At 32.8% G+C, this 14,568-nt stretch carries 15 protein-coding genes; all 15 read left to right on the top strand.

What is annotated here, in order from left to right; translation table 11 throughout:
- The first annotated feature begins 51 nt into the window (after positions 1-51).
- The 15 genes from ABXT06_RS02110 (at position 52) to dut (ending at position 14,532) form a co-directional block, all read left to right on the top strand.
- Positions 52-747 (top strand): ABC transporter ATP-binding protein, encoded by a 696-nt coding sequence (locus tag ABXT06_RS02110; RefSeq protein ID WP_111422941.1) that lies wholly within the window; start codon positions 52-54, stop codon positions 745-747.
- Positions 748-837: 90 nt separating this feature from the next.
- Positions 838-3,450, top strand: a complete 2,613-nt coding sequence (gene porW / locus ABXT06_RS02105; RefSeq protein WP_354589251.1) for a type IX secretion system periplasmic lipoprotein PorW/SprE — start codon at positions 838-840, stop codon at positions 3,448-3,450.
- A gap of 14 nt (positions 3,451-3,464) precedes the next feature.
- The gene (locus ABXT06_RS02100; protein WP_111368379.1) at positions 3,465-3,863 is read left to right on the top strand and encodes a bactofilin family protein; all 399 of its coding nucleotides are present in this window, start codon (positions 3,465-3,467) and stop codon (positions 3,861-3,863) included.
- Entirely contained in the window at positions 3,844-4,071 is a 228-nt protein-coding gene (locus tag ABXT06_RS02095; protein ID WP_008465831.1) for an AtpZ/AtpI family protein, read from the top strand. Before ABXT06_RS02100 ends, ABXT06_RS02095 begins: the two co-directional genes overlap by 20 nt.
- A 57-nt stretch (positions 4,072-4,128) precedes the next feature.
- Positions 4,129-4,521: a hypothetical protein gene (locus tag ABXT06_RS02090; protein WP_354589250.1), complete on the top strand. Its 393-nt coding sequence runs from the start codon at positions 4,129-4,131 to the stop codon at positions 4,519-4,521.
- Between the two features lie 118 nt (positions 4,522-4,639).
- The gene (atpB, locus tag ABXT06_RS02085; protein ID WP_354589249.1) at positions 4,640-5,815 is read left to right on the top strand and encodes a F0F1 ATP synthase subunit A; all 1,176 of its coding nucleotides are present in this window, start codon (positions 4,640-4,642) and stop codon (positions 5,813-5,815) included.
- A 30-nt stretch (positions 5,816-5,845) separates the two neighbouring features.
- The gene (atpE, locus tag ABXT06_RS02080) at positions 5,846-6,043 is read left to right on the top strand and encodes an ATP synthase F0 subunit C (RefSeq protein ID WP_008465835.1); all 198 of its coding nucleotides are present in this window, start codon (positions 5,846-5,848) and stop codon (positions 6,041-6,043) included.
- A gap of 89 nt (positions 6,044-6,132) precedes the next feature.
- On the top strand, positions 6,133-6,633 hold the full coding sequence (locus ABXT06_RS02075; protein ID WP_354589248.1) for a F0F1 ATP synthase subunit B: 501 nt from the start codon (positions 6,133-6,135) through the stop codon (positions 6,631-6,633).
- 4 nt (positions 6,634-6,637) lie between these two features.
- On the top strand, positions 6,638-7,174 hold the full coding sequence (atpH, locus tag ABXT06_RS02070; protein ID WP_354589247.1) for an ATP synthase F1 subunit delta: 537 nt from the start codon (positions 6,638-6,640) through the stop codon (positions 7,172-7,174).
- 9 nt (positions 7,175-7,183) lie between these two features.
- Positions 7,184-8,716, top strand: a complete 1,533-nt coding sequence (locus tag ABXT06_RS02065) for a hypothetical protein (RefSeq protein ID WP_354589246.1) — start codon at positions 7,184-7,186, stop codon at positions 8,714-8,716.
- 27 nt (positions 8,717-8,743) lie between these two features.
- Positions 8,744-10,321: a F0F1 ATP synthase subunit alpha gene (gene atpA / locus ABXT06_RS02060; RefSeq protein WP_129745824.1), complete on the top strand. Its 1,578-nt coding sequence runs from the start codon at positions 8,744-8,746 to the stop codon at positions 10,319-10,321.
- A 90-nt stretch (positions 10,322-10,411) separates the two neighbouring features.
- The gene (gene atpG, locus ABXT06_RS02055; protein WP_354589245.1) at positions 10,412-11,272 is read left to right on the top strand and encodes an ATP synthase F1 subunit gamma; all 861 of its coding nucleotides are present in this window, start codon (positions 10,412-10,414) and stop codon (positions 11,270-11,272) included.
- A gap of 794 nt (positions 11,273-12,066) precedes the next feature.
- Positions 12,067-12,513, top strand: a complete 447-nt coding sequence (locus ABXT06_RS02050) for a GNAT family N-acetyltransferase (RefSeq protein WP_354589244.1) — start codon at positions 12,067-12,069, stop codon at positions 12,511-12,513.
- 95 nt (positions 12,514-12,608) lie between these two features.
- A complete protein-coding gene (locus ABXT06_RS02045) occupies positions 12,609-14,069 on the top strand; it encodes a lipopolysaccharide biosynthesis protein (RefSeq protein WP_354589243.1) in 1,461 nt (486 codons plus the stop codon).
- Positions 14,070-14,097: 28 nt separating this feature from the next.
- Positions 14,098-14,532: a dUTP diphosphatase gene (dut, locus tag ABXT06_RS02040; protein WP_008465845.1), complete on the top strand. Its 435-nt coding sequence runs from the start codon at positions 14,098-14,100 to the stop codon at positions 14,530-14,532.
- Positions 14,533-14,568: the final 36 nt, after the last annotated feature.

Raw genomic sequence — 14,568 nt, 5'->3', positions numbered from 1 at the left:
TGAATCAATTTGGATTAATATAAAATCTGAAATCAACAATCTAAAATTATTATGATACAAGTAAATCAGCTTTCAAAAATATATAACGGAACTACAGTTTTAAACATTAGTAATTTAGAAATTCCAAAAGGGCAAAGTTTTGGCTTGGTGGGAAATAATGGAGCAGGCAAAACAACATTTTTCAGTTTGCTTCTGGATCTTATTCAGCCTTCAACTGGATACATAAAAAGTAATAATATTCAAGTAAATACTAGTGAGAACTGGAAATCTTTTACGGGATCTTTTTTAGATGAAAATTTCCTTATCGGATATTTGACTCCAGAAGAATATTTCTATTTTATCGGAGATTTACGAAATCAGAACAAAGCAGATATTGATGCATTGTTGGCAAAACATGAAGAGTTTTTTAATGGAGAAATTTTAAAGAACAAAAAATACCTTCGTGATCTATCTAAAGGAAACCAGAAAAAAGTGGGGATTATTGCAACGCTTATTGGTAATCCTGAAGTAGTAATTTTAGACGAGCCATTTGCAAATCTGGATCCAACTACAGTTAGTCGATTAAAAAAAATTATTAGAGAATTAGCTGATGATCCAAATGTAACGGTTTTAGTTTCAAGCCATGATTTACAGCATACTGTAGAGGTTTGCGATAGAATTGTTGCGCTTAATAAAGGCGAGATCGTAAAAGATATTCAGACTTCAAAAGAGACCTTACAAGAACTAGAATTATTTTTTGCTGTGTAAGAATTTCTATATTTCAAAAAGAAGCGTATTTTTACAAGTGATTATACTAAAATTAGTTTTTAGTAGTTATGTGTTTTAAACTCTTTTCTATTGAAAAAGAATACTCTTAAATATAGTTTTATTCCCATTTTTTTATTCTTTTTGATAGCTTGTTCTACCAAAAAAAATACTTTTTTGGCTCGAAGTTCTCACTCGATTGGGACAAAATATAATATTCTTTATAATGGCGGAATTGGTCTTGATAAAGGCCTAAAGTCAATTCAGGCCAATAACGAAGATAATTTTTGGAAACAGCTGCCAATTGAAAAAATGCAGTTTGATGAAAATTTTTCTGAAGGCGAAAAAGCAAAAAATCCTGATTTTGAAAAGGCTGAAACCAAAGCTACAAAAGCCATTCAGAAACACTCCATGAATATTGGAGGAAGAGAAAGAAACTGGCAGATTGATGAAGCTTATCTTATGCTTGGAAAAGCAAGATATTACGATCAGCGTTTTATCCCAGCAATTGAGGCATTCAACTATATTTTATACAAATATCCAGAAAGCAATAATATTTATACCGCAAAAATCTGGCGCGAAAAAACCAATATGCGCTTAGGCAATGATGCAATTGCTCTTAAAAACATCAAACTTTTACTTAAAAAGACAGATTTAGATAAACAGACTTATGCTGATGCCAACGCGCTTTTGGCAGAAGCTTTTTTAAATCTGGAACAAAAGGATAGCGCTGTTTCTAGACTTAGAGTGGCTGAACAATTTACAAAAAGTAGTGAAGAACGCGCAAGATATCGTTTTATCCTTGGGCAAATGTATCAGGCAGAAGGAAAACGTGACAGCGCGATTTATTTCTATGACGCTGTTATTGATTTAAATAGAAAGGCAGATCGTAAGTACATGATGCACGCTTACGCGAAAAAAGCACAGATGTTTGATTATGAAAATGGTAATCAGGATTTGTTTATTGAAGCCTATAATAAGCTGGTAGAAAATCGAGAGAACCGTCCTTATTACGATATTTTATTTTATGAAATGGGAGTTTTCTTTGATAAGAATAAAGATCAAGAAAATGCACTTCTATTTTACAATAAATCTTTAGGCAGAAAATCAAAAGATCCTTATTTGATGGCTTCGGCTTATAGAAACATTGGAAATATGTATTTTAAAAATACAGATTATACAATGGCTGCCAAGTATTATGACAGTACTTTGGTAAAACTGGATCCAAAAACCAGAGAGTTTGCTTTTATAGAAAAAAACAGAAAAAATCTTGATAATGTAATTAAATACGAGGGTATTGCAAAACGCAACGACAGTATTATTAAAATATACAACCTGCCACCAAACGAAAAGAAAGATTATTTCGAAAATTATATTGCTGAGCTTAAAAAGAAGGACGAAGCAAAAAGACTTTTAGAGGAAAAAGAAAAAGAAAGATTGGCGAATATTGATCGAAATTCGCAAGCAGATTTTTCAGGAAATGGAGCCGTTAACCCTAATTCTTTAGGTAAACCAGCAGAACCAGAAGGAATTGGTATGCCTCCTGGCGGTAACGATAATGGAAGCACATTTTATTTTTATAATCCTACAACAGTAGCTTATGGAAAACTGCAATTTAAAAAAATGTGGGGAAGCAGAACTTTGGGTGGAAATTGGAGATTGGCGGGAGTACGATCTGCAAACGATGCCGTAATGAATGACACTATCAATACAAAAGAAGTTGCCAATGCGTTGAAAGATACAATAGTTCCTGAAAAATATACGGTAGCTTATTATGTAGAAAAGCTTCCAACTTCACAAGCTGCAATGGATAGTATTGGTAAAGAGCGCAATTTTTCATACTATCAATTAGGACTTATATACAAGGAGAAGTTTAAAGAATATAATCTGGCTAGCGACAAACTGGAACAATTGCTTAAAAATAATCCTGAAGAAAAACTGGTACTGCCATCGATGTATAATTTGTACAAAATTTATCAGATTACAAATCCAGCAAAAGCAGAAGCTATAAAAGCAGAGATTTCTTCAAAATATCCAGATTCGAGATACGCTCATATTTTAAATAACAAAGAAGACGATCCAAGTTCTAATCCCGATAAAGAATATCAGAAATGGTATAAACTTTTTGAAGAGGAAAAATTTGATGAAGTCTTAGCCAATGTTGATAATCTGATTAACCAATATTCGGGAGATGACATTGTATCTAAATACGAATTACTAAAAGCCAATACTTTAGGAAAAGTAAATGGTCTAGAAGCCTATAAAAAAGGACTTGAAAATGTAGCAGACAATTACCCAAATAGTGAAGAAGGTAAAAATGCTAGAGAAATTCTAGAGAAACAAATTCCTGTTTTGGAGAAACTTAGTTTCACAACAACCGATACTAAAAACTGGAAAATCTTATATCGTATTTCTAACAGCGATACAAAAGCAGTTAAAAGAATTGAAGAAGCAATCCGAGTATTTTTATTAGTTGAAAATTACGAAAGATTGACAACATCTCTGGATAAATACAATAAAACAGAAAGTTTTGTAGTTATTCATGGTTTAAAATCTGAGGCTTATGCAAATGATATTGCAGGAGTTTTCAGAGACGATAAAAAATATAAAATCCCAGATCAAGCAATAATAATATCAAATGATAATTACAAGATCGTTCAGATCAAAAAGAATTTAGACGCATACTTGACCCCGAAAACCCCTTAAAAATCTTAACCGCCATGTTTGAAAAAGTAAAGAAAAATGGAACTGAACAATTAGGAAGAACAAATAGAATTGTTGAAGGAACATCAATAGTTGGAGATATAGTCTCAAAAGCCGATTTTAGATTAGACGGCGAATTGATCGGAAACTTTACTTCGCAAGGCAAAATAGTGATTGGGGCCAAAGGAGCCGTTAAAGGAGAAATAATTTGTAATAACGCTGATATAGAAGGAGAATTTCATGGAAAAATAAAAGTTCTGGAAACCCTTAATATTAAATCGACTGCCCAAATACACGGAGAAGTGGCTGTAGGAAAACTTTCGATAGAGCCAGGAGCCGATTTCACAGCAACCTGTACGATGCTTGCTCATTCGAATCCTGTAATCATGCTAGAAGATGGAAAAGGAACCGAATAATAATAGGAGAAATAAATGGCTCGCATTTATTAACATTCCTTTTCAAATGGGAGTCATTATTTTTGTATTCTCTTATTTCGGGACTTGGCTTGACGAAGAACATCCGAGCCCGAAAGTTTATTATAATACCATTTTTGTACTAGTCGGAGTTGGAGTTGCATTATATAATGTAATCCGACAAGTAAATGATATCAATAAAACAAAGTAGTTTGTATGTAAAACGTCTTGAGATAAAAGTTGCATCTTTGCACAAAAATTATTTCAAATGCTTTCAAAAAATTACAAACCGTTTTTTTATTTGTTCGGCCTTGCTTTAGGAACTTATATTATTCATAAAGCAATTTTTTTCTTTAGTGAAATTAGTAAGGAGAATTTTCATTACAGTTTAGAATTACTATATTTTTCTTTCTTCGCCATTTCGTCTTTATTATACCTTATATTATTAGTAGTTAAAAAGAAAAATTTTGAAATCGTCGGAATGACGTTCCTATTCGGAACTTTTACGCAAATGTTATTAGCCTATTTAGTTCTGCAGCCAATTTTAAAAAATCAAACAGGGGAAACCAATGTTGAAAAAGTCAGTTTTTTTATAACATTTGTGCTGTTTTTGTTATTTCAGACGCTTTTAACTGTCCGATTATTAAATGAAAAGCCTTAAAATAACAATTCTTTAAAACAAGGTTTAAAAATAATTTTTCATATCCTTTTGAATATTAATAAAAAATGTACCTTTGCACCAAATTTTAGAAACGTAAAAAAATAAGATTTTCCAAGATATGGTGATTTCAAACAAACCACTCAGCTTTATTCTTGCTGCTTTTGTAGCTTCTCTACCGATTATGGGTTTTGCAAATCCAGAGAATGACTCGACGCATGTACAAACTGAAACTGCTCACGAAGAGAAAGTAGTTTCACATAATGCTCACGAAGAGGGAGAGCATGTTGCTCTTGACCCAAAGGCAAAAGTGGATGCATTTATTGATCACCACTTACAGGATTCTCATGACTTTGTTTTCTTTTCGGATGAAAAAGAAAATAAACACTACGGTTTTCCATTACCAGTTATTTTAATTGATGGTGGTTTAAAAATTTTCTCTTCTTCAAAATTACACCACGGAGAAGAAGTTGCAGAAGTTGATGGTAGCTACTACAAATTAGTTCACGGTAAAATTTACAAAACAGATGCTGCTGGAACAATCAACTTTGATGAGCATGGTCATCCATCAAATGAAAAACCATTAGATTTTTCAATTACTAAAAATGTTGTTTCAATGCTTTTCGTATCAGTATTATTATTATTAATGTTTACTGGTTTAGCAAGATCATACAAAAAAGGACCAATCCCAACTGGATTCGGTAGAGTTTTAGAACCATTAGTAATTTTCATCAGAGATGAAATTGCTGTTCCAAATATTGGAGAGAAAAAATACCGTAAATATATGGGTTACCTATTGACTGTGTTTTTCTTTGTTTGGATCTTAAACTTATTAGGAATGACTCCGCTAGGAATCAACGTAACAGGAAATATTGCTATTACAGTTTGTTTAGCGGCCTTTACATTTATCATTACTCAATTTAGTGCAAACAAAGATTATTGGGGGCACATCTTCTGGATGCCAGGAGTGCCAGTTCCAATGAAAATTATCTTAGCTCCGATTGAGGTTTTAGGAACATTAACAAAACCATTTGCATTATTAATTCGTTTGTACGCAAACATTACTGCAGGTCACGTAGTAATTATGAGTTTAATTGCAATGATTTTTGTTGGAAAAAATTTAGCGGCAGATTTGCCAATCTCATTAGGATTGACATTGTTTATCTCTGTTATTGAAATTTTGGTTGCATTTTTACAAGCGTTTATCTTCACAATGTTATCATCATTGTTTATAGGTATGGCTGTTCAGGATCATGATCACGCTCACCACCATGAAGACGAAACTGCGATTATTTAATTAGAAGTTTAATTTTATATATAAATACTTATGGGAACAATTCCAACTTTAGTAGGTGCTGGTTTAGTAGTAATCGGTGCAGGTTTAGGTTTAGGTAAAATCGGTGGATCTGCTATGGACGCTATTGCTCGTCAGCCAGAAGCTGCTGGTAAAATCCAAACTGCGATGATCATTATCGCTGCTTTATTAGAAGGTTTAGCATTCGCTGCTTTAATCTTAGGAAAATAATAAAGAAAAAAATAACAGCATCTTTAACGGTTGGTTAAAGATGTTGTTACTTTAAAAAAGAAATTAAATATTTAATATAGTTATATAAAATGGATAAGTTAATTAACGATTTTTCATTCGGATTATTCTTCTGGCAAGCTTTAATCTTGGTAATATTAATTTTGCTTTTGGTAAAATTTGCTTGGAAACCAATTATGGAATCTATTACTGCAAGAGAAGAAGGTATTAAAAATGCATTACTTTCTGCTGAAAATGCAAAGAGAGAAATGGAAAACTTACAAGCTGACAATCAAAGAATTTTGAATGAAGCTCGTGCTGAACGTGACGCGATGTTGAAAGAAGCTCGCGAAATGAAAGAGAAAATGATTGCTGATTCTAAAAACGAAGCACAAGAAGCAGGTCAAAAAATGATTGATCAAGCTAAAGCGGCTATCGAAAGTGAAAAGAATGCTGCAATGGCAGAATTGAAATCTCAAGTTTCTTCTCTATCATTAAGTATTGCTGAGAAATTATTGAAAGAAGAATTATCTAACAAAGAATCTCAAACTAAATTAGTAGAGAAAATGTTAGGTGACATAAAGTTAAACTAAGATTATGGCAGGTACAAGAGCAGCAATTCGTTATGCAAAAGCAATTCTGGACTTAGCAAACTCTAAAGGTGTTGCCGAAGCTGTAAATAACGATATGAAATCAATTGCAAATGCAATTGAGACAAATACAGAATTGAGTACATTTATTCAAAACCCAACAACAACTGTTGAAGTTAAAGAAAGTGCTCTTTTAGAAGTTTTTGCAAATGTAAATGGAGTAACAAAAGGATTGTTCCGTTTATTATTTGAAAATAAAAGATTTGAAATTCTAGATGCAATTGCAGTAGAATACAATAAATTATTTGATGAAAACAACGGAGTTGAAGTAGCGAAAGTTACAACAGCAATCCCAATGGATGCAGCTTTAGAAGCTAAAGTTTTGGCAAAAGTTGCAACTTTATCAGATAAAAAAATTACAATTGAAAATGTAGTAGATCCTTCAATTATTGGTGGATTTATTTTGAGAATAGGAGATAATCAGTACAACGCTTCAGTTGCTAACAGATTACAAGTATTAAAAAGAGAGTTAACCCAAAACTAAATCTAACCTATGAAGAATTTTTTAATTTTATTTGTTTTCTGTATATCATTTCTATCGTTTGGTCAAAAGATCAAAGAAGATGATAACAAAATTTTATTCGATGGTACTGCAATTGCTAAGGTCGATAAAGATAAAACTGGTACACAATTTACGTATACATCATTAGATGGTTCGACAGGGATTGTTGCCAATTTGAAAACACATAAAATTGATGCTCAAAATTCTAAAAGCTGGTTAGTAGTTACGAATTTAGATGGGTCTAAAAAAACAGAGGTAAACTTTGAGTTATTGTCTTTTACATTAAATTATAAAAAAGCGATAGCAGAGCTTCTTGCTAAAAAGTATACAATTTTCACTGCAAAAGGTATTGAAAATCTTGATGCTTTTTTTGCTGAAGAACGCCCTAGTATTTCTGCAGAAATAGAAAAAGTAAAAGAAGCAGGTAAAGTTGATGCTAAACAATTAGCCACTTTAAATTACCAAATTCATACAGCTGAAAAATTAGTTTTTTCTGGTGAAGTTCCTGAAGATGCTTTTACGTCAAAATATAGTGATGCAGAGCGTAAAGAGTTTATGTCTAAAGTGGTAGCAAAGTATGTTGTTTCTTGGAAACAAGATTCATCTCCTTATCCAGTTTTGAATGTTGATATTTTGTCATTAAGCGGAAGATCTTTGGTTAAAGCTGTGGATAGAGGAGGAAAAATGGTAGTAGCTTTGACTGAGTCAAGCAAAACATTTACTTATGCACCATCTTTCGAATATACAAGCAGAAGCAGCGCAGCTGATACTGAAAGATTAGTTAAAGAAGTTGTAGATAACTCGTATTTAAATGGTCAAAAATTTATGACCTTAAGTGAGGCTGAAGTACTTTTAAGTGCTAAAAATGCTGACAAGATGGCTAAATATGAGGAAGCTAAGAAAAATTCAGCTAATATTTTTGATAAAAAAGGATATGCTATTGATCCAAAAGGTGAAAAAACTGAAGGAAAAGTAACTATTGATTTTGAAAGAATAGCTGCTCCAAAATCTAGCAATGGAATGGTAGATTTAGATGGCGGTGGGGATGGAAAACTGGTAACGGTTTTTGGTCCTAACGAAAAAGGAAATTTAAGAACATTCAATTTCAAAGCAAAAGAAAACGTGATGTTTGGTGTCTATAATGATGACAATACAGAAACAAAATATAGAGCTCTTTTGGTAAAAATTGAAAATGTTGCGCCAAAAGACAACACAGCTCTTGATTTAGGAGCTTTAGCGGGAGTGTCTTTAGCTTCTGCATCTTGGAAGTATTTTAAAGAAGTACAAGTTACAGATAAGATGAGTATCTATCAGGATATACCATCAAATACTTATGTAATTAAAGTACCAAATCAAGAAAAAGGATTTCAGATTTTAGTAAAAAAAGGTAAAGAAGATAAATTTTTAAGTAAGTTAAAAGAATATGTAGGAGATTCTGTTGGTAGTAGTGATTTGGAAAAAATTGACTACAGCAATTTGGAGGGCTTAAAAAATCTAGTTGATTTATATTCTAATTTTAAATAAAAGTAAAAGTAGGTAAAAATAATAATTATGGCGGAAATCAAACCTGCTGAAATTTCAGCAATATTAAGAAAGCAAGTAGAAGGTTTTGAATCTGGTGCTACGCTAGAAGAAGTAGGAACAGTACTTCAAGTTGGAGACGGTATTGCTCGTGTTTACGGGCTGTCTAATGTACAATATGGAGAGTTAGTGGAATTTGATAACGGTATGGAAGGTATCGTATTGAATCTTGAAGAGGATAATGTTGGGGTTGTATTATTAGGACCATCGACTGGACTTAAAGAAGGATCTACTGCAAAAAGAACTCAACGTATTGCTTCTCTTAAAGTAGGTGAGCAAATGGTAGGGCGTGTTGTTAACACTCTTGGTTTTCCAATTGATGGAAAAGGACCAATCGGTGGAGACTTATACGAAATGCCTTTAGAAAGAAAAGCACCTGGAGTTATCTTCCGTCAGCCAGTAACTGAGCCATTACAAACAGGAGTAAAAGCAGTTGATGCTATGATCCCAGTTGGTCGTGGACAGCGTGAGCTTGTAATCGGTGACCGTCAAACAGGTAAATCAACTGTTTGTATCGATACAATCTTAAATCAAAAAGAATTCTACGATGCAGGAAAACCTGTATTCTGTATATATGTTGCAATTGGACAAAAAGCTTCAACTGTGGCAGGAATTGCAAAAATGTTAGAAGAAAAAGGAGCAATGGCTTATACAGTTATTGTTGCTGCTAATGCTTCTGATCCAGCTCCGATGCAAGTTTATGCTCCATTCGCTGGTGCTGCTATTGGAGAGTACTTCAGAGATTCTGGTCGTCCAGCTCTTATCGTTTATGATGATTTATCTAAACAAGCTGTTGCTTACCGTGAGGTTTCTCTTTTATTAAGAAGACCACCGGGACGTGAGGCTTATCCTGGAGACGTTTTCTACTTACACTCTCGTTTATTAGAGCGTGCTTGTAAAGTAATCGCTGATGATGGTATCGCTAAAAACATGAACGATTTACCAGATTCTATCAAATCTATCGTAAAAGGTGGTGGTTCATTAACTGCTTTGCCAATTATCGAAACTCAAGCTGGTGACGTTTCTGCATATATCCCAACAAACGTAATTTCTATTACTGATGGTCAGATTTTCCTTGATGGAGATTTGTTCAACTCTGGGGTTCGTCCTGCAATTAACGTAGGTATCTCTGTATCTCGTGTTGGAGGTAATGCACAGATTAAATCAATGAAAAAAGTTTCTGGAACTTTAAAATTAGATCAAGCTCAATTCCGTGAATTAGAAGCTTTCGCTAAATTTGGTTCTGACTTGGATTCTGTTACTTTAAACGTAATTGAAAAAGGAAAAAGAAATGTTGAAATCTTGAAACAAGGTTTAAATGACCCTTATCCTGTTGAAAACCAAGTTGCAATTATTTACGCTGGATCTAAAAACTTATTGAGAAATGTTCCTGTAAATAAAGTAAAAGAATTTGAAGCTGATTTTATCGCTTACTTAAACAGTAAACATAAAGATACGCTTAACGCGTTGAAAGCTGGTAAATTAGATGACGCTATTACAGATGTTATTGAAAAAGCAGCAAAAGAAGTTTCAGCAAAATATAACTAATTAGATAATTGATAAATTAGATAATTAGAAAATATTCCAACATTATTCTAATTATCTAATTTAAAAATTGTCACATTTTCTAATTAATAGATGGCAAATTTAAAGGAAATCCGTAATAGAATTACTTCCGTTTCATCGACGATGCAGATTACATCGGCTATGAAAATGGTTTCTGCTGCAAAGCTGAAGAAAGCACAAGATGCAATCACTGCAATGCGTCCTTATGCCGAGAAATTAACGGAGTTATTGCAAGATCTTTCTGCGACACTCGAAGGTGAAGTAGGAGGAGATTACACTACACAACGTGAAGTAAAAAAAGTATTGTTAGTAGCTATAACTTCAAATAGAGGTTTATGCGGTGCTTTCAATTCAAATATTATTAAAGAGATTAAAAACCGTACTGATTTTTATGCTGGAAAGCAAGTTGATGTTTTTGCTATTGGTAAAAAAGGAAACGATGCTTTAAGCAAAACTCATAAAGTTCACGGTCATCATAATGCAATTTTTGACCATTTGACATTTGAAAATGTTGCTGGAATTGCAGATGATTTGACACAAAAGTTTTTAACTGGAGAATACGATAGAATTGAGTTAGTTTACAATCAGTTTAAAAATGCTGCAACTCAAATTGTTCAAGTAGAACAGTTCTTACCGTTAGCTCCTATTAGTACTGGTGTAGCGGCTTCTTCTGGAGATTACATTTTTGAACCAGGAAAAGAAGATATTGTGTTGACTTTAATCCCTAAGTCTTTAAAAACACAATTGTATAAAGGAATCCGTGATTCATTTGCTTCTGAGCATGGAGCACGTATGACTGCAATGCACAAAGCAACAGATAACGCAACTGAATTAAGAAACCAATTGAAATTAACTTATAACAAAGCTCGTCAGGCTGCGATTACAAGTGAGATTTTGGAAATTGTTGGTGGAGCAGAAGCTTTAAATGGATAATAGTAGTTCCATTACTATATAAAAGAAAAGCCAGCGTTAGCTGGCTTTTCTTTTATTGGAAGTTTCATTCTTTTTTAAAAATAACTTTTATAAAATGGTGATTCTCAAATTACTATTAAGTTGAGAATCACTACCATTTTATAAAAATAGACAGATTGACTCTGTGTGCTTTGTCTTTCATGGGAACAAACTAGCTTTATTAATCCCAATGCTCTGTTTTTTTAAGGGTTACAATACAGCAGAATCAATCCCTTGTGCTTTGTCTTTTGTGGGAACAAACAAGCTTTATCAGTCCCAGTGCTCTGTTTTTATTAGGGTTACATTACAGCTGAATCAATCCCTTATGCTTTGTCTTTTATGGGAACAAACAAGCTTTATTAGTCCCAGTGCTTTCTTTTTTTTGAAGGGTTGCATTTAGCTTTCCCAATCCCTTTGTAACAAATTTAAAAAAAGACTGTTAAAAAAATGTTACATAATTTTCATGTGTATTTTATATATTTCACATGTTATGTTAAAAAATCGTGTAATTATTTGTAGGTAAGTAATTTAATGAAACATTACTGCTGTTTCTGTAGTTTTGTCCAGAGATTCCTCAGTTTTAGTCTGCGATCAGGAAGTTGTTAAAACAAATGCTTTTGTTTAAAACGGATAAAACCTGAATTTATTTTGTGTAGTTACAATTTAATGATTGTTAAATTAGTTAAATACATATGGACGATATGAATATGTAATTGATGCAGATTCTTTCATGATTATATTTTGAGTATTTTTGAATTCTATTTCATTTTTAAACAATGGCTTTACAGATAAAAGAGCTTATTACCATTGAAGATATGGCAGCTCAGATCAACACGATTCGTTTTTTATATCCAAATATATCTCTTGAAAAATATAAATCATTTCTTTCTGAAATGCTTCCGCATAATTACATTCAGATTGCGGTATTTGAAGATGAGATTTGTCTTGGACTTACCGGCTGTTGGTCGGCTACGAAACTTTGGACAGGAAAATATCTGGAGATTGACAATTTTGTTGTTAATCCGGAATATCGATCTAAAGGAATCGGAAAAATGCTTACCGATTATGTAGATAAAAAAGCCATAGAGTTAAATTGTAGTAGTATTGTTCTAGATGCATTTACAGGAAATTTTGGTGCTCATAGATTTTATTATAATCAAGGATATGTCCCGAGAGGATTTCATTTTGTGAAAATTTTAGACGAAAAGAAAATGACAGTTTAAAAACAATTAGAAGTTTTCTTTATTGCAACAACAAAAACGCCATTAAACAAAAGAAATGGTTATTTTTGTCTTACAAACATTATTAGAATTATATTTTGGGATTATATAAAAATCTATTCAAGCAAACGGCAATTTACGGACTGGCCACAGTTTTACCGAGAATGCTGAGTTTTTTATTAGTGAGATTGTATACAGGAATTTTGCCTACAGCTGAGTATGGTGAAGTTTCGATCGTATTGTCTTGGATGGTTTTCTTTAACGTAGTTCTTTCTTACGGAATGGAAACTGCCTTTTTTAGATTTTACAGCGCTGAAGAGGATAAGAAAAATGTAATCGCGACTTCTACTATTTCTATATTTTGGACTTCAATACTCTTTCTTTTCGCGGGGTTGATTTTTAGAAATACATTGGCAAATCTAGCCGAAGTAGATGTTCAATACATTACTTATACGGTATGGATTTTAGTTTTAGATGCATTGGTTTTAATTCCGTTCTCAAAACTTCGAGCCAATCAGAGACCTATGGTTTATGCGGCTATTAAAATTGGAAATGTTGTTATAAACTTATTGCTGAATATATTCTTTCTAATGTATCTTCCAAAATTGGCGGAAGCAAACCCGAATTCTGTTTGGGATAATTTATATGTTCAAAATTTCCAGATTGCTTATATTTTTATTGCAAACCTTTTAGCAAGTTTGGCGACATTTATTGTGCTGTCTCCAAATTATCTTTCGCTTGGACGAAAATTCGATCCTGTGCTTTGGAGGAAGATGATGAAATACGGACTTCCAATTTTAGTTGCCGGATTGGCCTTTGCTGTCAACGAACATTTCGATAAAATTCTACTTGGCTATTTGCTTCCTGAAAACTTAGCAAAGTCTGAAGTTGGAGCTTATTCTGCATGTTACAAATTAGGATTGTTTATGGTTCTTTTTGCAACAGCTTTTAGATTAGGGATAGAGCCTTTCTTTTTTAGTCATGCTAAAAATGAAAATGCACCACAGACTTATGCCGTTATCACCAAATATTTCGTGATTTTAGGATCATTGATTTTATTAGGTGTAATTGTTTTTGCAGATGTTTTAAAATATTTGCTATTAGACAACAAATCGTATTGGGAAGCCATGAAAGTTGTGCCATTAATTATTTTGGCAAATTTCTTCTTGGGTATTTACAACAATTTATCGGTTTGGTATAAACTGACAGACAAAACAAAAATCGGGGCTTACATTTCTATTGTTGGTGCAATCGTTACCTTGATTTTAAATTACCTTTTAATTCCGAAGTACAGTTATTACGGTTCTGCAATTGCAACCATTTCTGCTTACGGAAGTATGATGCTTATTTCTTATGTTTTAGGAAATAAATATTATCCGATTCCTTATGACATGAACAAGATTGGTGCTTATTTAGGCGTTTCAATAGTATTTTCAATAATCTCATTTTACGGATTTAGAGAAAAATATTATGTTGGAATTCCGCTTCTTTTAATCTTTATGTATATGGTTTACCATTTTGAAAAAGATACTATAAAAGGAATAATGAGGAGAAAATAAGACGTTTTAAGAAAAACTATATTTAAAAATGAAAATTCAAATTATCAATAAATCGCAGCACGATTTACCAAATTACGAAACGATTGCTTCTGCAGGAATGGATCTGCGTGCCAATATTATAGAACCTATTACGTTAAAACCTTTAGAAAGAACAATTGTAAAAACGGGACTTTTTATTGAATTGCCAATTGGTTACGAAGCACAAGTAAGACCAAGAAGCGGACTGGCGGCAAAAAAAGGAGTAACTGTTTTAAATTCGCCAGGAACTGTTGATGCAGATTACAGAGGAGAAATCGGAGTAATTTTAGTAAATTTATCTAATGACGATTTTGTAATCGAAAATGGAGAGCGAATTGCACAGCTGATTATTGCAAAACACGAAAGAGCTGAATGGATAGAAGTTGAAACACTTTCTGAAACATCAAGAGGTGAAGGAGGCTTTGGAAGCACTGGAGTAAAATAATAAAAAAACAAAGACCAAACCCAATGAAGATTTTTG

It is taken from the genome of Flavobacterium sp. UW10123, assembly GCF_040538975.1.
Lineage (GTDB): Bacteria > Bacteroidota > Bacteroidia > Flavobacteriales > Flavobacteriaceae > Flavobacterium.
This window is presented reverse-complemented; position numbering and strand designations above follow the sequence as displayed.